Consider the following 19021-nt stretch of genomic DNA (forward strand, 5'->3'; position numbering starts at 1 on the left):
CAAGACTTTTATGTATTTATGGTAAAGTTTGTTTATCGAAAAAAGATAAACTTACCTTTAGGAGGGGAAATTTTGCATGGAAAGAAAATTTGGTTTCAGGGATAAGATCGGTTATATGTTCGGCGATTTCGGCAATGATTTTTTCTTTATGCTGGCCAGCACGTTTCTTATGGTATTCTATACGAAGGTACTCGGCATCAGTGCAATGGCGGTAGGAACGCTGTTTCTGGTTGCCCGGTGTGTGGACGCATGTACTGATATTACCATGGGGCATATCGTGGATACGGCAAAGCCTGCAAAGGACGGAAAATTCCGACCGTGGATCCGCAGGATGTGCGTTCCGGTGGTCGTGGCCGGCGTCCTGATGTTTAATCCGTTTATCGCGGATAAGTCCATGACATTTAAGATGGTGTACATCTATCTTACATATTTATTCTGGGGAAGTATCTGCTATACGGGAATCAATATCCCCTATGGCTCCATGGCGTCGGGAATCACCGCGGAACCCATCGAGAGAGGCCAGCTTTCCACATTTCGAAGCGTAGGCGCGGCACTGGCCGGCGTGTGTGTCAATGTGGGCGTGCCCCTGTTTGTATACGCCAATGAGGGTGGAAACCAGGTGGTTCTGGCAGACCGTTTCTTCTATATTGCCTGCCTGTTTGCGGTTTTGGCCCTGATCTGCTATATCCTGTGCTACAGCCTGTCAACAGAGCGTGTTAAGCCACAGTTGAAGGAGACAAACAAAGGCAGCTTTGCAAGAGCTGTGAAAGGAATGATGCACAATCGCAGCCTGCTGGCCATCATCGGAGCGGCCATCGTTCTTCTGCTCTCCATGCTGTTGTCCGGAAGCATGAATACGTACTTATACATGGATTACTTTAAGAGTAAAGAAGCCATGTCACTGGCCGGATTCTTCAGTACCGGCGCAACTCTGATTCTTGCACCATTTTCAACGACGATTTTGAAGAAGTTCGGTAAGAAAGAAGCTTCCGCATTTTCCGTACTATTTGCTTCCGTTATTTATTTCATTCTGTTTTTTGTCAGAATTCAGAACCCATGGGCCTTCTGTGTCATGATTGCCTTTGGAAACCTGGGAACCGGACTCTTCAACCTCTTAATCTGGGCGTTTATCACCGATGTAATTGATTACCAGGAGGTACAGACCGGAAGCCGCGACGACGGCACTATTTACGCGGTATACTCCTTTGCTCGTAAGATCGGCCAGGCGCTGGCAGGCGGCCTCGGCGGCTGGGTTCTGGGTGCGATCGGCTACCAGTCCTCCAAAGCGGGTGAGGTCATCGTGCAGACGGAATCCGTTACCAAAAATATCTATACCGTGGCGACTCTGGCTCCGGCCGTCTGCTACCTGATTGTAGGCCTGATCCTGTTGTTTGCATATCCGCTGTCCAAGAAAGTGGTAGAGGAAAACAACCGTATTCTTGCGGAGAGACGGGCGGCTGAGAAATAGATGGGCGGCTGAGAAATAGATGGGCGGCTGAGAAATAGATGGACTGCTGCGGAAAACAACGGCTGCTGTGAAAAACTAACTGCAAGGAAAGGTGAGGACAATGGGTGATTTATTTGAGAGCTTTCAGAGGAAAAGGGAGTATCTGATCTGCATCGATTCTGACGGATGTGCCATGGACACGATGGATATCAAGCATTTTCAATGCTTTGGCCCCTGCATGGTGAGGGAATGGGGGCTGGAGCAGTGGGAGGAGGCGCTCCTGGAGCGCTGGAACGAAGTGAATCTGTATTCCATGACCCGTGGAATCAACCGGTTCAAGGCGCTGGCTATCGTTCTCCACGAGGCCTCCGGAAAGTACCGCTCCATAGACGGGATCGATGCGTTTGTCCGGTGGTGTGAGACGGCGCCGGAGCTGTCGGGCGAGGCATTGTCGAGGATGGAGACGGACGAAGCCCACGTTTGTTTTCAGAAGGCCCTCTCCTGGTCGAAGGCAGTAAATGCAGCCATCGGAGGACTTCCGGAGGAGGCGAAAAAGCCGTATGAGGGTGTGGCGGAAGGTATCCGGGCGGCGCATGAGAAGGCCGATATCGCCATTGTCTCATCGGCCAATAAGCAGGCGGTGGTGGAGGAATGGGAGCGGTGCGGACTTCTTCCATTCAGCGATATCGTGCTGACACAGACCGAGGGCTCCAAGGCGTACTGCATCAGCCGCCTTCTGGAGGCCGGATATGAAAGAGATCACGTCCTGATGATCGGTGACGCGCCCGGAGACCATCAGGCGGCCGGACAGAACGGTGTCTGCTACTATCCGATTCTGGTGAAGAGGGAGGCGCAGTCCTGGAGACAGTTTCGGGAGGAAGCGCTGGAACGTTTTCTAAACGGCAGTTACCGGGGCGGATATGAGAATCAGTGTGCTGCGGATTTTGAGAAAAATTTAGGAAAAGGAGATAACAATGGTTAATTTAAGAGAAAAACCTTATTATTTAAATGAGGAAGATATGAAATGGGTGGAGGATACCATCGCATCTATGACGGATGAGGAGAAGATCGGACAGCTGTTCGTCAATATGGTGACCTCCAGAAAACCGGAAGATCTGGAAAATGCGGTAAAGAACTATCACGTCGGAGCGATTCGCTATCACAATGCGCCGCCGGAGGAGTTATACGAGCAGAACCGGATTCTTCAGGAAAATTCGAAAATCCCGCTGTTGATCGCTTCCAACTGTGAGGCGGGCGGAAACGGCGGCGTGGGCGGCGGTACCGCGGTGGCCTGCGGGGCGGCGACGGCGGCTGCGGACGACGAGGAGACTGCCTGTGAGGTGGCGAGAATCGGGGCTTTAGAGAGCGCGGCTATCGGATGCAACTGGAACTTCGCACCAATTGTAGATCTGCTCTATAACTGGAGAAATACCATTGTCCAGTGCAGGGCCTTTAACAACAGCCCGGAAGATACCATCCGGTATGCGAAGGCATTTTTCAAGGGTACCAGAACGCAGAATATGGCTACCTGTATGAAGCATTTCCCAGGCGATGGAACCGAAGAGAACGACCAGCACCTTCTCATGGGCGTTAATGATATGACCTGCGAGGAGTGGGACAATACCTTCGGAAGAGTCTACAAAGAACTGATCGACGAAGGCGTCATGACCATTATGGCGGGGCATATCGCACTTCCCGCTTATACGAGAAAGCTTCGTCCCGATACCGCAGACGAGGATATTCTGCCGGCAACCCTGTCCCCGGAGCTGATTACGGATTTATTGAAGGGCCGTCTTGGATTCAATGGCCTGGTAGTAACCGACGCGTCTCACATGATCGGCATGTTTGCAGCCATGCCTCGCCGGGATCAGGTTCCGCAGGCGATTGCCGCGGGCTGCGATATGTTCCTGTTCTTCAACGATATGGACGAGGACTTCGGCTATATGATGGAAGGTTACAGAAACGGCGTAATTACGGAGGAGAGGCTAAGTGACGCGCTTCACCGGATTCTCGGAATTAAGGCGGCGCTGAAACTCCACAAGCTGCAGGCCGAAGGCCGTCTGATGCCTCCGAGAGAGCAGCTGTCGGTGATCGGATGCAGCGAGTTCCACAAGTCTGCCGCAGAGCAGGCTGACAAGTTCATTACTCTCGTCAAGGACACGAAACATTACCTTCCAATGACGCCTGAGAAGTATAAGAGGGTGAAGCTGGTATTTATCGGCGGAGAGGGAACGGTGATCGCCGGCAAGCTTCAGGCGGATGACAGCGCTCCCATAAAGGAGATGGTCGTAAGGAAGCTTACGGAAGCCGGATTTATCGTGGACGGCGATACGCCGGCTATAAAAGGAAAGATGGAGGACCTGCGCAAAAAGTATGACGCGTGTCTGGTGGTATTTAACGTATCGGGATTCGCACAGTACAATACCATGCGTGTAAAATGGGCGCAGCCTGCGGACCAGCCGTGGTACGTGTCGGAACTGCCCACCATATTCCTCTCTCTGAACTATACAAACCATCTGATCGACGTGCCGATGGCGAAGACTTATATCAATGCCTATCTGAATTCGGAGGAAGCAGTATCCGCCGCTATCAGTAAAATGACCGGAAAGTCCCCGTTTAAGGGCAGATACAGTGAAAATGTATTCTGCGGCCGCTGGGATACCAGAATTTAATCGTAAAACAGAAACTCCTCTGCCGGATTGAGTTCCATCCAAACGGCAGGGGAGTTTCTGTCTTACGATTTCAATTCTTTCACAGTCAGTCCGTTTTCACGGCCCTGTTTCCTCCAGCCGATTGAAGCGGCGGCTATGTAGAGAGGGCGGGGGAAGGATAGGGAGATGAGCTGGTCCTTTCCCTTTTCAAGGCGTCCGATGCGCGCAGCCATGTCTTTCAGCGCAGTGCCCAGCGGCTTCTTGATGCCCTTTTGCAGCGGTGCGCCTTTTAACTGAGGCAGCATGGCCCCGGCGCCGCATCCAATGCCCTGTTTGTATTCGAAACCGCAGCGCAGGCACCAGCTCTCCACGATCCGAAGCGCGAGTGCGGCCTGCTTTCCCTCGTAAAATCCGCAGTTTACGGCGGCATAGACGGCCAGCGGTTCTTCAGTTTCCAGAAGCCTGTTGTTTTTCTGCTGCCATTCCAGTTCCATTAAAAAGGAAAGCAGATGGGACGGAACGGCATCCACATAGAGCGGGAAGGAGAGGACAAGAAAGCTGGAACCGCTAAACTGTTTTACGTCCTCGGGGGATGGCTCCCAGCGCATGCCCGTGTAAGCGGACGAGGCGGCAGGATGGGTAGCGGTAACGGTCATGACGGCCGTCTCTGTGCCGGGATCGAGTAAAGACCTTAAATCGTCCAGCAGCGCACCGGAGGAGCTGTCGCGTCTCTTCGGGCTGCCGTTTATCAAAATTCCTTTCATGCCATATTCCCCCTTATCTGTTCCGGTGTCTGATAGAAATGCACGGTGCAGCCGGAAGCTCCGAAATTGACGGCATTTGCCTTCGCCAGGCGTTCCGCGGTCTCTTCCTCCAGCTTTGTGATGGCATCCCCATAGAAATGCGTCGTGATTGCCATACGGTTATCGTGCCGCATGACATGGTGCATCTCTCCGTCAATGATGCGGAAAAATGGCTGGAGATAACCGATGCTGCGGTCCAGCACGTTCTTCACGTAGGGGCTGTAGCCGCCATAGCAGCAGCGGCTGATGAGTATGAGCTCACTGGTCCTGGACAGCAGTTTGCCCATCTCCTGATAGGAATCGGGAAGGACGCAGCTGCCCGGAGTCTTGATCCAGCAGCCAAAACAGCCAATGCAGGGGCGTGCCGGATACATGGGGGAAAGGATGACAGCAGGCGGCTCGGAGGTTCCGAGCCTGGTCAACTGAGCGGTTTCGGGAAACAGCTCTTCAAATACGGCGGAGTCAAAGTCGTGGATGATTGTTTTCACTGAGGGGACCTCCTTTTTGGGTGTTTGCTGTTGTGGTGGAGATTTCTGTTGCAGTGGAGATTTCTGTTGCAGTGGAGATTTCTGTTGCAGTGGAGATTTCTGTTGTGGTGGAGTTTTCTGCCGCCGCGGTATTCTCTTTCCTCCCAATCTTTTCGGATCCGGCGGAAATGCGTTCGTCTGTGCGCGCGGCCAGTTGGGAACACCATTCAATCAGCATTTCATAGTAACGGATTCCATAGACGAGTACGGATCCGTGGAACGTGTGGCCGGCGGCCAGATTTCTGATATTCAGCTCTTCTTTCTGTGCCTTCAGCTCTTCGAGCCCTACGGAGGCGGTCTCCATAAACAACTCCAGATTCTGCTTTGCCGTGATGGGCTCTAAATACTCGTAGAAGAAAAACGGCACAAGGTAGTCGAGGCGTGTTTTGGCAAAACGCACCGGCTGCTTTAACCAGGTAAGAAAGACACCGCGGCCTTCTTCCGTAATGGAATAGAGCTTCTTAAACTTTCCTCCGGTCACTTTTTCTTCTGAGAGAATAAGTTTTTTCTCTTCCAACCTCTTTAACGCGGGATAAATGCTCCCATAGCTTGCATCGAAGAAATAGGACGTGCTTTCCGCCATATACTGCTTTAAGTCATAACCGCTGGCGGCGCATCCCATTAAAAAACCAAGAATGATATACTCTAACATGATATTACCTCCTGATATATATCAAAACGATATATACTATACCGATACTATATCAGGTAACTATTCCAAAGTCAAGGGCATAAAAAAACAAGTGACGGTTGACGTACCCTTTTTCTTTCATGTACAATGAAAGAGGACGCCGCCTGTCATCGTGTATAAGAGCACAGGCGGGAAAGGAAGAGGTATGAGAAATCTTTTCGCGAAATACAGGGAAGTTATACTCGGTCTGTTGATACTGATTTTACTGACCGTGTCGTGGCTCTTATACGCGAGTACTCTGAAACATGATTTTCAGAATGAGATCATCTCTTCTCTTGAGGAGGTTTCAACACAGGGAAAGAGTATTCTGGAAAAAGAGATAAATGGAAAACTGGAATTATTGACCGAGGTTTCGCGCCGCGTCGGTTTTTACACTGTGGACAATTATGAGGAGGCCGCTGCCATGCTGGCCTCCACCGCGCAGGAGAATGGTTTTAAGCGGATGGGGGTCATCACTGCGGATGGAACGACATATACCACGGATCATGTACATATGGATCTGTCCGACCGTCCTTATTACAGAAAGGGACTGGCGGGAGAAAACAGTGTGTCCGATCCCCTGGTGGACCGGGAGGGGAGTGAAACGATCCATGTATATGCGGTGCCTGTCTATCATAATAGAGAGGTGACGGCGGTTCTGTTTGGCACCTATGATATCAACGAGATGCGCAGGCAGCTGGAGGTGACCTCCTTCGGAGGACGCGGATATACCTATATCGTCAATAAAGAGGGCAACTGCATCGTGGATTCCACTAATTCCTATAGTTATCCCAATATGCAGAACATTTTTACGTCCATGGAAGCGGAAGACCGGAAGAATCAGGCGATTGCGGACCGGATGAAGGTGGATTTTGAGAATGGGCAGGATGGATGCGTCAGATTCATGAATAAAGGGGTTCAGTACATGTACTACAGGCCGCTGCCCATCAATGACTGGTATCTGCTCACCGTGGCACCGGCCAGTGTGCTGGACAGCAAGATGAACGCGGTGCTGGGGCGGACGTATCTGCTGGGCGTGTTTATGGTGCTGATTTTTGCGGGAATCCTGGTTTATATTCTGAAGGATCAGAAACGGAGGAAGGCCGAGCTCATGCACAGCCTCTATACGGATGAGATCACCGGCGGTTACTCCTTTGCCAAATTCCAGGTGGAGGCGGAGAAAAAGATACGCCGGGCTGAGGCGGGGAGCCTGTCCCTGGTCAGCCTGGATATCGATGATTTTAAGTTTATCAATGAGCTTCTGGGATATGAGGAAGGAAATCACCTGATCCGGTATATCCATGGAGTTCTGGCGGGATGGTGCGGAGACGAGGAAATTTTCGCTCATCAGTCCGCGGATATGTTTGTGGCACTCGTTGACGGTCACGACCACGATGCCTTGTGCAGGCGGCTGGAGGAGCTTTGCAGCCGTCTTCAGTCGTATTCCATCTGGCCTCAGAATAAGCTGGCTATCGTGCCGGCCATGGGGATATTCCAGATTCGAGATAAGAGCCTTACACTGGATTTCTGTCTCGACTGCGCAGGCATTGCCAGAAAGAGCCGAAAGGGACAGTTCGCCGTCCATTACGCATTTTATGATGAGCGGGTGAAGGAGCAGATCTATCGGGATAAGCGGATCGAAGCCGTGATGAAGAGAGCGCTGGAAAATGGAGAATTCAAGGCGTATTACCAGCCCCAGTATGACGCAGAATCTAAGCGGATCGTAGGGGCAGAGGCCCTGGTGCGCTGGGCGAGGCCTGACGGTGAGATCGTATCGCCGGGCGAGTTTATCCCGCTGTTTGAGAAAAATGGATTCATCAGCGAGCTGGACCGGTATATGTTCCGGATTGTCTGTGAACAGCAGAAGGAATGGGGGAACCGCGGATATGCGGTGGTGCCGGTATCCGTCAATGTATCGAGAAAGCTTCTCTATGACCTGAATTTTGTGGAGAAATACAACCGGATTCTGACAGAGACTGCGGTGGAAGTCCAGAATGTGGAGGTCGAGATTACGGAGAGCGTGTTCTTCGACAATCAGCCTCGTCTATTGGATGCCATCAGGCATCTGCATCAGTCCGGTTACCGGATCCTTCTGGATGACTTCGGTACGGGGTATTCCTCTATGGCCATGCTGAAGGACATGTCGTTTGATACGCTGAAGATCGATAAAAGCTTTGTCGACAATATTGGTGATGAGAGAGGCAATAAGATCGTGGATGGCATCATACGCCTGGCGGAGTCGCTGGAGCTGAGCACCATCGCCGAGGGCGTGGAGACGAGAGCGCAGTATGAGTATTTAAAGGCGCACGGATGCGACGTAATACAGGGGTATTACTTTGGCCGGCCGATGACCGCAGAATCATTTGAAATGCTGCTGAGCAGCCAGACGGCCGGCAGATAGAGTTTTGTAAGCAGGAGCAGGAGCCCGGGAGGTAATCTTATGGGGTCTGCTCCTCTTTTTTATCCTGGGAGAGGATCAGGCGGTTGATCTCATCCGCCTCGTGGCGGTGTACGGCCGAAAAGTACCGGTCGATCAGGACCGCGATAAACACACACAGCAGTGATGTGTATAGAAAGCTGCTGATGGTGAGAACCGTCCAGTTTAAAACAAAGCTTGCGGTTATGATAATCGCATACTCTGCTGCGAAGAACGTGATCTGGTACGCTCTTTCCGACTGAAACGGAATGTGATCGCACACGACTGATATGAGCTGTATGAAAATGATAAGCCCTGTAAGTTCCAGGACAAAGACGCCGCTCAGTGCATAGTTGTTTCCCAGAATCAGGTTATAGACGGCGTTAAACAGGATGACGATGGTAAATGCGATCGCCGAACTGGGAAGATAGGTTCTTAATAATCGTTTCATGGCATTTCCTCCTTGTTATCGGGATAATTTTTCTTTCAGCGCAGGTATATAATTTCTGCTGACAATGAGCTTTTCGCCGTTTTTCAGCAGGGCTTCCAGCCTGTGATTCCACAGGGGGGACACGCTCTTCAGCCAGGCGGTGTTGACGATGCAGTTCTTGCTGATCCGGACAAATGTGGTATTGGCCAGCTTTTCCTCGAGGGACGAAAGCGTCTCACGGCTTTCGTACACGTTTTTGCCGCTGTAAAGGAATGTGCGCCCGTCAGCGGAGTCCACATAGATAATCTCCTCGGAATGCAGATAGAAGGAAGTCTCTCCGATCCGCCCTTCCAGTGAAAAGGAGTACTGGCGGATATAGTCCAGGAGACGCCTCAGCCGCGGGTCGGCAATGTGGCACCGGATTTCGATTTCGGGCTCGGAAAGGCCGAGCCCCTCGTGCAGTGTTATTTTCATGTCATTCTCCTTTTTGGATATCCTGTGCACCGGATTTATGATATCATTATAGAAGCGGCAGGAAAAAAGAACAAGGGGAACCGGCCAAGATGCCTTGAGGGGCGATGAAATACAGAGAGAGGAAGAGAAGGAGAAGATAACATGGCAAAGACGATGGGAGCTGTTATGGGGGATAACATGGAAGAGGAGATCATTCTTGAGACAGAAAGGCTGGCTCTGCGGCGGCTTCGGCGGGCAGATTACGCTGACCTCTGCCTGATGCTAAAGGATGAAGAGGTGATGTACGCCTATGAGCACGCATTTGAGGACTGGGAGGCCGCCGACTGGCTGGACCGTCAGCTTATGCGCTATGAAAAATACGGGTTTGGCTTATGGGCCGTGATTTTAAAGGAGAGTGGGGAGCTGATCGGACAGTGCGGGCTGACCATGCAGGAGGCCGGCGAAAGAGAGGTGCTGGAGGTCGGGTATTTATTCAGAAAGGATTTCTGGCACTGCGGATACGCGCTGGAGGCAGCCGCCGCGTGCAGGGATTACGCATTTGAGAAGCTGGGAGCGGAGGAGGTGTATTCCATTATCCGGGATACCAACGCTCCTTCCAGGGCAGTGGCGGAGAGAAACGGCATGACCGTTTGCGGCAGTATCGTTAAGCACTACTATGGAATGGACATGCCCCACCTTCTGTACAGAATCAGCCGCACGGAAGCGGGGGCAGATTCGGGGCAGAAGTCGGGGCAGGATCTGGAGCATGTGTGAAATGCTATTTCTCGTCACATACCTGGAATATGAAGAATTTTAAATAGTAAGAGGTTTCATCTCCGGACCAGAGAATGGGATGATCCGGGGCCTGCGTCCGGTATTCGACCTGGCGGAGGCGCTTGTGGACATTGCCGGCGGCTTCCCGGATGGTCTTTTCAAACAACTCCGGTGTCATGAAGTGGGAGCAGGAGCAGGTGGCTAAGTAGCCGCCGTCCTTTACCAGCTTCATACCTCTTAAATTGATCTCCCGATAGCCTTTAACCGCGTTCTTTACGGAGTTTCTGGACTTTGTGAAGGCGGGGGGATCGAGGATGACGACGTCGAATTTCTCACCCTGGCGTTCCAGCTCGGGAAGCAGCTCGAAGACATCGGCACAGCGGAATTTGACCGTATCGGAGAGGCCGTTTAAGGCCGCGTTTTCTTCGGCCTGGGCGACTCCAAGCTCGGAGGCGTCCACACCCAGGACGGAGGAAGCGCCAGCCAGACCGGCATTAAGCGCAAAGGAGCCGGTATGGGTGAAGCAGTCTAATACCCGTTTGCCGGCGCAGAGTCTCTGAATTGCCAGCCGGTTGTATTTCTGATCAAGGAAGAAGCCTGTTTTCTGCCCGTCTTTGACATCTACGAGATAATGCACGTTATTTTCCACGATCTCCACCTTGGTGTCGAAGGGATCGCCGATGAAGCCCTTGAAGCGCTCCATGCCTTCCTGGAGCCGGACCTTGGCATCACTTCGTTCGTAGACGCCGCGGATCTGGATTCCGTCCTCGGCCAGGACCTTCTTAAGCTTGTCCAGGATAACCGGCTTGAACCGGTCGATTCCCAGGGCAAGGGATTCCACAACGAGTACGTCGGAAAACTTATCGATGACAATACCCGGAAGAAAGTCGGCCTCGCCGAAGATGAGACGGCAGCTGGAGGTGTCGGTCGTGGTCTTCCTGTACTCCCATGCGGCGCGCACTCTCATCTCCAGAAAGTCGTCGTCCACAACGGTATCCTTTTTTCTGGACATCATGCGGACGGTCAGCTTGGAGTTGGTGTTGATGAAGCCATGGCCCAGCGGATAACCGTCGAAGTCTTCCACGAATACCATGTCGCCATTGGCGTAATCCCCCTTGATGGTGTCGATCTCATTGTCATAAATCCACATGCCGCCGGCTTTCAACGAGCGGCCTTCGCCTTTTTTTATCCTTACAACTGCAGATTCCATATAGATTCTCCTTTTTGATTGTGAATACTCTTGTATGTTAAAACTGGTTTTTCAGTCTGCTCAGCAGACGGTACAGCGGGTCAAACAGCAGGAGTGTGACGGCAAAGTTGCTGATGCCGTGAACAATGTCGAAGGGAATTCCTGCTGTCCACCATGCAAACGCGGCTCCGATGCCGCCTGTAAAGAAGTAGGAGACGGCGCACAGCAGCCCGAAGAGCATACCGAAGATCCCTGCAAGCAGTGCGGCCGATATCGAACGCGGTTTTCCGTTCCATCCCATGAGAAATACGGAACCGCAAAGGATCGCCCACACATAGAGATAAGAAAACCACCACAGGCCGAAGCCGTAGATCAGTCCCTCCAGAATGACGAATACATAGAGGATGAACCAGACATGGCGGCGGAATACGAGGGAATACAGAATCAGCAGGAGCGATACCAGCTCGACATTGGGAAGCCAGGAAAGGCTGACCTGCAGCACCAGAAGGATTGCGGCAAGAAACGCGTCACGGACAAGTTCCTTTGTTTTCATGTTGTCCCCCTTTTCTGTTATCGTTTGTTCCCCCACCATTCTCAGCTTCCCGGTCTGCCCCGGCTTGCTCATGCGGCCTTTCCTGTGACTTTGCAGGGAATTAGCAATTCTTAACGCGCAGAATTTTTCGTTCAGGGGAAATGCCCACCTGTTTGAGCGCAGCGAGTTTGGGCATTTTCACTGGCTTTTAGAAAAATCCTGCACGTTTAGAAGTGCTTATGCCCGAAACCGGAACAGGAAAGGCCGCATGAGCAAGCCGGGGCAGACCGGGAAGCTGAGAATGGTGGGGGAAGAATCCCCTTTTGTCCAAAGAAACGGCGGCTCCATTACTGGTCCGCCGGTGTATATACAATACTGTAATTTTCGCCGTCTTTGATGGGCTGCATGCTGATGCCGTAGTTGCAGGGTTCATGATCTAAAAGCAGCGCCCAGTAGGCTCCATCCTGTGTATAGTCCGCCCGCACTCCATTGACGGTAATCATCATGAGGCCGTATTCCTCGGTGGTGGTGCCTTCTATGGTCAGTTCCGGAATGTCATCCACCGCCTCCTTCAAGTACTGCGCCTCGGTAGTAACGTGATAGCTGTCCTCACTGCCATCCTTGTAAACCACATCGATGGTGATGGTCTTACTGCCAACCATGGGAACGGGCTTTGAAAAGTTATAGATAACCAGCAGCAGCGCCAGCACGGCCACAGCCACGCAGGCACCGAGAAACGGGGAGGGACGTTTCAGTCTCTTATGTCCTTGTTTGTCTGTAATCATCATTAAAGTCTTCTTTCTATCCATTTGAAATCTTATAACTCGCACGAAGCTTATGAAGTGCCTCACCGAGTGCTCCTAGTATAGCATAAAAAGGCGGGGAAACTCAAGAAAATTTAGGGATACAGAGAAAATACTTTTCCCAATGCCCGGGGTGGTGTATAATGAGGGGCAGTTGGCCGCCGTCAATTGGCATGATAACGGGAACGGGGCGGCCGGACAAGAGATGAAACGGAGACTCAAAATGGAAGAAAATCAGAATATCAGACAGGAAATTGCAGAGTGTGAGAAATTATTGATCGGTCTGGGGGAAGAGTGGAAGGCGGAGCTTGTCCCGGATATAGCAAATGTGTATGAGAAGCTGGCGGAGCTGACGGAGGGCAGGGACTTTTTTATTGTGACGACGGTGACGGATGCCCGGATCTTTGAGTCCGGGATTGATGCGTCGAGAATTGTGGCTCCCTGCGGAAATGAAACGTGGCGCCAGTGCTCCCGCTCCTGCACGAAGGATATCTGGGAGCCGGGGGAGATTCCGGACGATATATGCCCTCACTGCGGCGCGCCGCTGACGGGAAATACCATCAAGGCGGAAACTTATATTGAGGAAGGCTATCTGCCACAGTGGAATAAGTATACAGCCTGGCTGGCCGGCACATTGAACAAGAGGCTGGTTATTCTGGAGCTGGGGGTAGGATTTGCCGTGCCTACGGTGATCCGGTGGCCGTTTGAGAAGACAGCGGCGCTGAATAAGAAGGCTCATATGTACCGGATCCATGGAAAATTTGCACAGCTTTCCGCTGAAATGGGGGAAACGGCTGTGTCTGTCCCGGTGAATTCTGTGGAGTACTTTAGAAATTTATACTTCAACTTTTAAAGTTGTACAATCAGGTATCCTGTGATAAAATGTTGAAAAAAGGCGATACGAGGTGGCGGCCATGATAGCGATTATTGATTACGATGCCGGAAATTTAAGAAGTGTGGAAAAGGCACTGGATGCATTGGGAGAGCAGCCGGTTATCAGCCGGGATGAGAAGACGATTCTTTCCGCGGATCGGGTGATTCTGCCGGGAGTTGGTTCCTTTGGAGATGCCATGGGGAAGCTCCGTCAATACGGATTAGTGGATGTGATTCACCGCGTGACAGACCAGGGAACTCCGTTTTTAGGGATTTGTCTGGGGCTGCAGCTTTTATTTGAGCGGAGCGGGGAGAGCGAAGGCGTCCCCGGCCTGGGAATTCTTCCGGGAGAGATTGTGAAGTTCCCGGATACACCGGGGCTCAAGGTTCCCCACATGGGCTGGAACTGTCTGGACATCCGTCCGGAAGCAAAGCTTTTTAAAGGACTGGCTTCGGGGGAATATGTGTATTTTGTCCATTCATATTATTTAAAAGCGGAGAATGAAGGGGATGTGGCGGCGTCCTCCGTTTACGGTGTCCGTTTTCACGCTTCCGTGGAACACGGCAACATCTTTGCCTGTCAGTTCCACCCGGAAAAGAGTGGTACCACGGGATTAAAGATTCTGAAAAATTTCATCGAACTACAATAGGAGGTGGTCGGATGCTGACGAAAAGGATAATTCCATGTCTCGATGTACATAACGGACGCGTGGTGAAGGGCGTCAATTTCGTGAATTTAAAGGATGCCGGAGATCCGGTGGAGATCGCGGCCGCATACGATAAGGCCGGAGCGGATGAGCTTGTCTTTCTGGATATCACAGCTTCCTCCGACAACCGGAATACCGTGGTGGATATGGTGCGCCGCGTGGCGGAAACTGTTTTTATCCCATTTACCGTGGGCGGCGGAATCCGCACGGTAGATGATTTTAAACTGCTTCTCCGGGAGGGCGCGGATAAGATATCCATCAATTCCTCTGCCATCAACACACCGGAGCTGATCTCCGATGCGGCGGACAAATTCGGACGCCAGTGCGTGGTTGTCGCCATCGATGCCAGAAGGCGGGCCGACGGAAGCGGATGGAATGTATACAAAAACGGCGGCCGTATCGACACAGGGCTGGACGCTGTGGAGTGGGCCATGAAGGCCGACCGCATGGGCGCGGGGGAGATTCTCTTAACCAGCATGGACTGCGACGGCACAAAGGCCGGATATGATGATGAATTAAATGCCGTGATCGCAGACTGCGTCTCCGTACCGCTCATCGCGTCGGGCGGCGCTGGAACAAAAGAACATTTTTACAATGCCCTGACGACGGGAAAAGCAGACGCTGCGCTGGCGGCTTCCCTGTTCCATTATAAGGAACTGGAGATCATGGATCTGAAGCGCTATCTGGCGGACCGGGGACTGCCTGTGAGATTATAGGGCAGAGGATTACGATACAGTCAAAAGTATACAGGACAATACGAAAGGAAATAACAGCAAAATGGGTGCGATCGATAATGACTGGCTGGAACCACTGAGTGTGGAGTTTAAGAAGCCATATTACAAGGAACTTTATAAGAAGGTTAAGCAGGAGTATGAGACGAAAAGAGTCTTTCCGGAGGCGGATGATATCTTCAATGCGTTTCAGTTTACGCCCCTTTCCAAGGTAAAGGTGGTGATTCTGGGGCAGGACCCCTACCACAATTACGGGCAGGCCCACGGCCTCTGCTTCTCCGTAAAGCCGGATGTGGATGTGCCTCCGTCGCTGGTGAACATTTATCAGGAGCTGCACGACGATCTGGGATGCGATATCCCCAATAACGGCTACTTAAAGAAGTGGGCGGATCAGGGCGTCATGCTGCTCAATACAGTGCTGACTGTCCGCGCTCATGCGGCTAACTCCCACCAGGGAATCGGATGGGAGACATTTACGGACGCGGCTATCAAAATCTTAAACGAGCAGGACCGGCCAATGGTATTCTTATTGTGGGGCCGACCGGCACAGAATAAGAAGAGTATGCTGACCAATCCGAAGCACCTGATTCTGGAGGCACCGCATCCCAGTCCCCTTTCTGCGTTCCGGGGCTTTTTCGGAAGCAGGCATTTCAGCAAAACCAATGAGTATTTAAGGGCCAACGGGCTGGAGCCCATAGACTGGCAGATTGAAAATATATAAGAATGGAGACGGAAAATAAGAGATGAGTATAATTGAGACATTAAAGGTAATCGTGCTTGGAATCGTGGAGGGATTTACCGAATGGCTCCCCATCAGCAGTACGGGCCATATGATACTGGTAGATGAAATCATCCATCTGAAGCAGCCGGAAGATTTTAAAAACATGTTTATGGTCGTGATCCAGCTGGGCGCGATTCTGGCGGTCGTGGTCATGTACTTCCACAAGCTGAATCCATTTTCACCGACGAAGAAACCCGCACAAAAGCGGGCCACACTGGAGCTGTGGTCCAAAATTATCCTCGCGTGTATCCCGGCGGCCATCATAGGACTTCTGATCGACGACATCATGGAAAAATACCTGATGAACGGTTATGTCGTTGCGGCCACCTTAATTATCTATGGCGTGCTGTTCATCGTCATTGAAAACGCGAATAAAAGCCGAAACTTTGAGATGCAGCGGGTGGGAGACATCTCCTACCAGACGGCGCTTTACATAGGCCTGTTCCAGCTCTTGTCCCTGATCCCCGGCACGTCCCGTTCCGGTTCCACCATTCTGGGCGCCATGATCCTTGGATGCTCCAGAGGTGCTGCCGCCGAGTTTTCCTTCTTCTTGGGAATCCCTGTTATGTTCGGCGCCAGTTTCTTAAAGATTGTAAAATACGGTCTCCATTTCACCGGCCCCCAGGTCTTCTATCTGATCCTCGGAATGGTAGTGGCTTTCATCGTCTCCGTATACGCAATCCGCTTCCTGATGGGCTACATCAGAAAACACGACTTCAAATTCTTCGGCTACTATAGAATCGTCCTTGGAGCCATCGTTTTAGTCTACTTTGGAATCACAGCCTTTATCGGCTGATTCGGTTTGGCAGCATATAATATTAGATTTAGAAGTGGATTTACGTAAATGAAAAGCTAAAAAGTTAAAAAAATTAAAAATTAAAAATTAAAAATTAAAAATTAAAAATATAAAACGAAAAACGAAAAACGAAAAACGAAAAACGAAAAGCAAAAAGCGAAAAAGCGAAAAAGCGAAAAACCAAAAACCAAAAACGAAAAACAGAGGCATGCCGCAGACCCACCAGGGTTTGCAGCATGATAATCCGCCACTAGGGCATTGCGGATTATCGCCTCTGTTTTTTATTCAAACTTTCTTATTCAAACTTTCTTATTTAAACTTTTCTTATACAGACTGTTCTTAAATCTCCACGGCTCCCAGGACGATCACAGCCCTCGCTCCAATCGTGACCGAATGGCAGGCCGCTTCTTTCCAGCCGCTCACATGTTCCGGAATACTTTCTTTCCCTCTCCCCGTATCGACGAGCAGGTTCCAGCAAAATCCCTCGGGAAGTTTTGGCAGAACGATGGTGAGCGGTTCCCAGTAGGTATTGATGGCGAGGTAGATGATATCCTCGGTGCCGTCGTCGTGTTTCCCGGCGTACATGATGCCGATGTAGTGGGTATAGGCCGCTGTTTCATTCTTCCAGGCCTCTGTTCCGTGGACGCTGACAGGTGGAAATCCGGTGCTGGAAGGAACCGTCTCCCTTCGGATCACCGGATGACACCTTCGAATGGCGATCATACGGCGGAAAAATGCATGGATTTCCCGGTTCTTCTCCAGCAGTGACCAGTCCAGCCAGGAGATGTGATTGTCCTGGCAGTAGGCGTTGTTATTGCCGTACTGGGTGTTGCCGAATTCGTCACCGGCGAAGAACATCGGAGTCCCGCGGCTGCACATTAAGACTGCGCAGGCGTTTTTGATCATGCGGAAACGGAGTGCCAGAATGTCGGGATCATCGGTCTCGCCCTCGATGCCGCAGTTCCAGCTGTTGTTGTTACTGTCTCCGTCTGTATTGTTCCAGCCGTTGGCCTCGTTGTGTTTTTCGTTGTAACTGTAGAGGTCATAGAGGGTAAAACCGTCGTGGCACGTCAGGAAGTTGACGGAGGAATTAAATCCACGTGTGGCCGGCGGATAGAGATCCGGCGAGCCGGTGATTCTCTTGACAGCCGCAGCGGCGGTGTTGTCATCGCCCTTTAAAAAACGTCGCATATCGTCCCGGTATTTGCCGTTCCACTCCGCCCAGCGGTTCCAGGATGAGAAGGAGCCGACCTGGTATAGACCTCCCGCATCCCAGGCCTCGGCGATCAGCTTCGCACTGGCTAGCACCGGATCGTAGGATAAGGATTCAAGAAGCGGAGGCTTGTGTAGCGGCGTTCCATCCTCGCTTCGCCCCAGGATAGACGCCAGATCAAACCGGAAGCCGTCCACGTGGTAATGGATGGTCCAGTACCGGAGGCAGTCCAGAATCAGCTGCTGGACGATGGGATGGTTGCAGTTTAAGGTATTGCCGCAGCCGCTGAAATTATAGTAGAAGCCTTCGGGGGTCAGCATGTAGTAAATATGGTTGTCAAAGCCCTTAAAGGAGAAGAATCCGCCCTTTTCATTGCCTTCCGCGGTGTGATTGAAGACGACGTCGAGATAGACCTCCATGCCGTGCTCTTTTATGGTGCGGATGAGCGTCTTCAGCTCCCGGCCCTCGTGATTGTGCTCGCTTTTTGAGGCGTAGCTGGTGTTGGGAGCGAAGAAGCTGACGGGATTGTAGCCCCAGTAATCCAGCAGCATCTTCCCGTTCACGCTGCGCTGGCTGCGCATCTCGTCAAATTCAAAAATGGGCATCAGCTCGATGGCGTTGACGCCCAAGTCCTCCAGATAGGGAAGCTTTTCCATGATCCCCTGAAAGGTTCCGGGAGCGGTGACCCCGGAAGAAGCATCCCTTGTAAATCCCCTGACATGAAGCTCATAAATAATTAAATCCTCCATGGGAATTGGAGGATGGCAGCAGTCGTCCCAGTTGAAATTGTCTGAGACTACCCTCGCTTTATACCGAAAGCCGCTTTCCGGCTTGGAGCCCCATGTGCCCTGTCCGGTAACGGCTTTCGCATAAATGTCCAGAAGGTATTTGGTTTTGTCGAAGATAAGCCCTTTCTTTGGATCATACGGCCCATCAATGCTGAACGCATACTCCAAATCCCAGGTGTCTAAGCCGAACACGATGATGGAATAGACATTCCCGATCCGGTAACGGTCCGGGATGGGGATCTTCGCGTATGGTTCACTTTCGTTATGGTGAAACAGCAGCAGCTCGCAGGACGCAGCTTCCTGTGAATGAAGCGTGAAACTGACTCCTCCAGGTATCAGACGCGCGCCGAATTCTTCGTACAATCCTGGTCTTACGGAAAAACCGGATATGGTGTCAAGCGGCCTGAAATCATCGGTGTACTGTGGCATATCGGTGT

General features: G+C 51.6%; 19 protein-coding genes. 10 read left to right on the forward strand and 9 right to left on the reverse strand.

Translation table 11 applies throughout. From position 1 onward, the window contains the following. The first annotated feature begins 76 nt into the window (after positions 1 to 76). The 3 genes from H8S80_RS11005 (at position 77) to H8S80_RS11015 (ending at position 4119) form a co-directional block, all read left to right on the forward strand. Positions 77 to 1468 carry an MFS transporter gene (locus H8S80_RS11005; protein ID WP_117633623.1) on the forward strand — a complete coding sequence of 464 codons (1392 nt, stop codon included), beginning with the start codon at positions 77 to 79 and terminating at the stop codon, positions 1466 to 1468. A 100-nt stretch (positions 1469 to 1568) separates the two neighbouring features. Continuing rightward, the gene (locus H8S80_RS11010) at positions 1569 to 2429 is read left to right on the forward strand and encodes an HAD family hydrolase (protein WP_117633622.1); all 861 of its coding nucleotides are present in this window, start codon (positions 1569 to 1571) and stop codon (positions 2427 to 2429) included. Then, positions 2422 to 4119 carry a glycoside hydrolase family 3 protein gene (locus tag H8S80_RS11015; RefSeq protein ID WP_117633621.1) on the forward strand — a complete coding sequence of 566 codons (1698 nt, stop codon included), beginning with the start codon at positions 2422 to 2424 and terminating at the stop codon, positions 4117 to 4119. The genes H8S80_RS11010 and H8S80_RS11015 overlap by 8 nt, the downstream gene beginning before the upstream one ends. 62 nt (positions 4120 to 4181) lie before the next feature. On the opposite strand, the gene H8S80_RS11020 is transcribed toward H8S80_RS11015, so the two are convergent. Genes H8S80_RS11020 through H8S80_RS11030 form a run of 3 tightly spaced genes read right to left on the reverse strand, consistent with a single transcriptional unit; the run spans position 4182 to position 6080 of the window. Next, entirely contained in the window at positions 4182 to 4862 is a 681-nt protein-coding gene (locus tag H8S80_RS11020) for a hypothetical protein (RefSeq protein ID WP_117633620.1), read from the reverse strand. Next, on the reverse strand, positions 4859 to 5389 hold the full coding sequence (locus tag H8S80_RS11025; protein WP_117633619.1) for a flavodoxin family protein: 531 nt from the start codon (positions 5387 to 5389) through the stop codon (positions 4859 to 4861). Before H8S80_RS11025 ends, H8S80_RS11020 begins: the two co-directional genes overlap by 4 nt. After that, entirely contained in the window at positions 5364 to 6080 is a 717-nt protein-coding gene (locus H8S80_RS11030) for a PadR family transcriptional regulator (RefSeq protein ID WP_117633618.1), read from the reverse strand. The genes H8S80_RS11025 and H8S80_RS11030 overlap by 26 nt, the downstream gene beginning before the upstream one ends. A gap of 184 nt (positions 6081 to 6264) precedes the next feature. Between H8S80_RS11030 and H8S80_RS11035 the strand changes: the two genes are divergently transcribed. Then, positions 6265 to 8499, forward strand: coding sequence for a bifunctional diguanylate cyclase/phosphodiesterase (locus H8S80_RS11035; protein ID WP_117633617.1), 2235 nt, complete (start codon positions 6265 to 6267; stop codon positions 8497 to 8499). 37 nt (positions 8500 to 8536) lie between these two features. Here the strand turns inward: H8S80_RS11035 and H8S80_RS11040 are convergent, their stop codons facing one another. Both H8S80_RS11040 and H8S80_RS11045 read right to left on the reverse strand, forming a co-directional pair. Continuing rightward, a complete protein-coding gene (locus H8S80_RS11040) occupies positions 8537 to 8965 on the reverse strand; it encodes a DUF3021 domain-containing protein (protein WP_117633616.1) in 429 nt (142 codons plus the stop codon). 15 nt (positions 8966 to 8980) lie between these two features. Further along, positions 8981 to 9418: a LytTR family DNA-binding domain-containing protein gene (locus H8S80_RS11045; protein ID WP_025530943.1), complete on the reverse strand. Its 438-nt coding sequence runs from the start codon at positions 9416 to 9418 to the stop codon at positions 8981 to 8983. Between the two features lie 141 nt (positions 9419 to 9559). Between H8S80_RS11045 and H8S80_RS11050 the strand changes: the two genes are divergently transcribed. After that, positions 9560 to 10171, forward strand: a complete 612-nt coding sequence (locus H8S80_RS11050) for a GNAT family N-acetyltransferase (RefSeq protein WP_117633615.1) — start codon at positions 9560 to 9562, stop codon at positions 10169 to 10171. A gap of 4 nt (positions 10172 to 10175) precedes the next feature. On the opposite strand, the gene H8S80_RS11055 is transcribed toward H8S80_RS11050, so the two are convergent. The 3 genes from H8S80_RS11055 to H8S80_RS11065 all read right to left on the reverse strand — a co-directional run bounded on the left by H8S80_RS11055 (position 10176) and on the right by H8S80_RS11065 (position 12680). After that, positions 10176 to 11381, reverse strand: a complete 1206-nt coding sequence (locus H8S80_RS11055) for a class I SAM-dependent rRNA methyltransferase (protein ID WP_002604545.1) — start codon at positions 11379 to 11381, stop codon at positions 10176 to 10178. Positions 11382 to 11418: 37 nt separating this feature from the next. After that, on the reverse strand, positions 11419 to 11985 hold the full coding sequence (locus H8S80_RS11060) for a hypothetical protein (protein ID WP_337649649.1): 567 nt from the start codon (positions 11983 to 11985) through the stop codon (positions 11419 to 11421). 254 nt (positions 11986 to 12239) lie between these two features. Next, positions 12240 to 12680, reverse strand: coding sequence for a hypothetical protein (locus tag H8S80_RS11065; protein WP_025530945.1), 441 nt, complete (start codon positions 12678 to 12680; stop codon positions 12240 to 12242). Between the two features lie 238 nt (positions 12681 to 12918). On the opposite strand from H8S80_RS11065, the gene H8S80_RS11070 reads away from it, so the two are divergent. The 5 genes from H8S80_RS11070 to H8S80_RS11090 all read left to right on the forward strand — a co-directional run bounded on the left by H8S80_RS11070 (position 12919) and on the right by H8S80_RS11090 (position 16583). Beyond that, a complete protein-coding gene (locus H8S80_RS11070; RefSeq protein WP_029467625.1) occupies positions 12919 to 13548 on the forward strand; it encodes an SIR2 family NAD-dependent protein deacylase in 630 nt (209 codons plus the stop codon). Positions 13549 to 13609: 61 nt separating this feature from the next. Continuing rightward, positions 13610 to 14218, forward strand: a complete 609-nt coding sequence (gene hisH, locus H8S80_RS11075; RefSeq protein ID WP_002604541.1) for an imidazole glycerol phosphate synthase subunit HisH — start codon at positions 13610 to 13612, stop codon at positions 14216 to 14218. A gap of 11 nt (positions 14219 to 14229) precedes the next feature. Continuing rightward, positions 14230 to 14991 (forward strand): imidazole glycerol phosphate synthase subunit HisF, encoded by a 762-nt coding sequence (gene hisF, locus H8S80_RS11080; RefSeq protein WP_002604540.1) that lies wholly within the window; start codon positions 14230 to 14232, stop codon positions 14989 to 14991. Between the two features lie 61 nt (positions 14992 to 15052). Beyond that, positions 15053 to 15727, forward strand: a complete 675-nt coding sequence (locus tag H8S80_RS11085) for a uracil-DNA glycosylase (RefSeq protein WP_117633613.1) — start codon at positions 15053 to 15055, stop codon at positions 15725 to 15727. 22 nt (positions 15728 to 15749) lie between these two features. Beyond that, positions 15750 to 16583, forward strand: a complete 834-nt coding sequence (locus H8S80_RS11090) for an undecaprenyl-diphosphate phosphatase (RefSeq protein ID WP_002604538.1) — start codon at positions 15750 to 15752, stop codon at positions 16581 to 16583. 339 nt (positions 16584 to 16922) lie between these two features. Here H8S80_RS11090 and H8S80_RS11095 read toward each other — a convergent pair whose 3' ends face one another. After that, the gene (locus tag H8S80_RS11095) at positions 16923 to 19013 is read right to left on the reverse strand and encodes a glycogen debranching protein (protein ID WP_117633612.1); all 2091 of its coding nucleotides are present in this window, start codon (positions 19011 to 19013) and stop codon (positions 16923 to 16925) included. Between the last annotated feature and the right edge of the window lie 8 nt (positions 19014 to 19021).

The organism is Hungatella sp. L36, assembly GCF_014288035.1.

Coding starts and splice junctions, on each gene's coding strand:
- H8S80_RS11005 (WP_117633623.1), top strand. CDS start 77: ATGGAAAGAAAATTTGGTTTCAGGGATAAGATCGGTTATATGTTCGGC.
- H8S80_RS11010 (WP_117633622.1), top strand. CDS start 1,569: ATGGGTGATTTATTTGAGAGCTTTCAGAGGAAAAGGGAGTATCTGATC.
- H8S80_RS11015 (WP_117633621.1), top strand. CDS start 2,422: ATGGTTAATTTAAGAGAAAAACCTTATTATTTAAATGAGGAAGATATG.
- H8S80_RS11020 (WP_117633620.1), bottom strand. CDS start 4,862: ATGAAAGGAATTTTGATAAACGGCAGCCCGAAGAGACGCGACAGCTCC.
- H8S80_RS11030 (WP_117633618.1), bottom strand. CDS start 6,080: ATGTTAGAGTATATCATTCTTGGTTTTTTAATGGGATGCGCCGCCAGC.
- H8S80_RS11035 (WP_117633617.1), top strand. CDS start 6,265: ATGAGAAATCTTTTCGCGAAATACAGGGAAGTTATACTCGGTCTGTTG.
- H8S80_RS11040 (WP_117633616.1), bottom strand. CDS start 8,965: ATGAAACGATTATTAAGAACCTATCTTCCCAGTTCGGCGATCGCATTT.
- H8S80_RS11045 (WP_025530943.1), bottom strand. CDS start 9,418: ATGAAAATAACACTGCACGAGGGGCTCGGCCTTTCCGAGCCCGAAATC.
- H8S80_RS11050 (WP_117633615.1), top strand. CDS start 9,560: ATGGCAAAGACGATGGGAGCTGTTATGGGGGATAACATGGAAGAGGAG.
- H8S80_RS11055 (WP_002604545.1), bottom strand. CDS start 11,381: ATGGAATCTGCAGTTGTAAGGATAAAAAAAGGCGAAGGCCGCTCGTTG.
- H8S80_RS11060 (WP_337649649.1), bottom strand. CDS start 11,985: ATGAGCAAGCCGGGGCAGACCGGGAAGCTGAGAATGGTGGGGGAACAA.
- H8S80_RS11065 (WP_025530945.1), bottom strand. CDS start 12,680: ATGATGATTACAGACAAACAAGGACATAAGAGACTGAAACGTCCCTCC.
- H8S80_RS11070 (WP_029467625.1), top strand. CDS start 12,919: ATGGAAGAAAATCAGAATATCAGACAGGAAATTGCAGAGTGTGAGAAA.
- hisH (WP_002604541.1), top strand. CDS start 13,610: ATGATAGCGATTATTGATTACGATGCCGGAAATTTAAGAAGTGTGGAA.
- hisF (WP_002604540.1), top strand. CDS start 14,230: ATGCTGACGAAAAGGATAATTCCATGTCTCGATGTACATAACGGACGC.
- H8S80_RS11085 (WP_117633613.1), top strand. CDS start 15,053: ATGGGTGCGATCGATAATGACTGGCTGGAACCACTGAGTGTGGAGTTT.
- H8S80_RS11090 (WP_002604538.1), top strand. CDS start 15,750: ATGAGTATAATTGAGACATTAAAGGTAATCGTGCTTGGAATCGTGGAG.
- H8S80_RS11095 (WP_117633612.1), bottom strand. CDS start 19,013: ATGCCACAGTACACCGATGATTTCAGGCCGCTTGACACCATATCCGGT.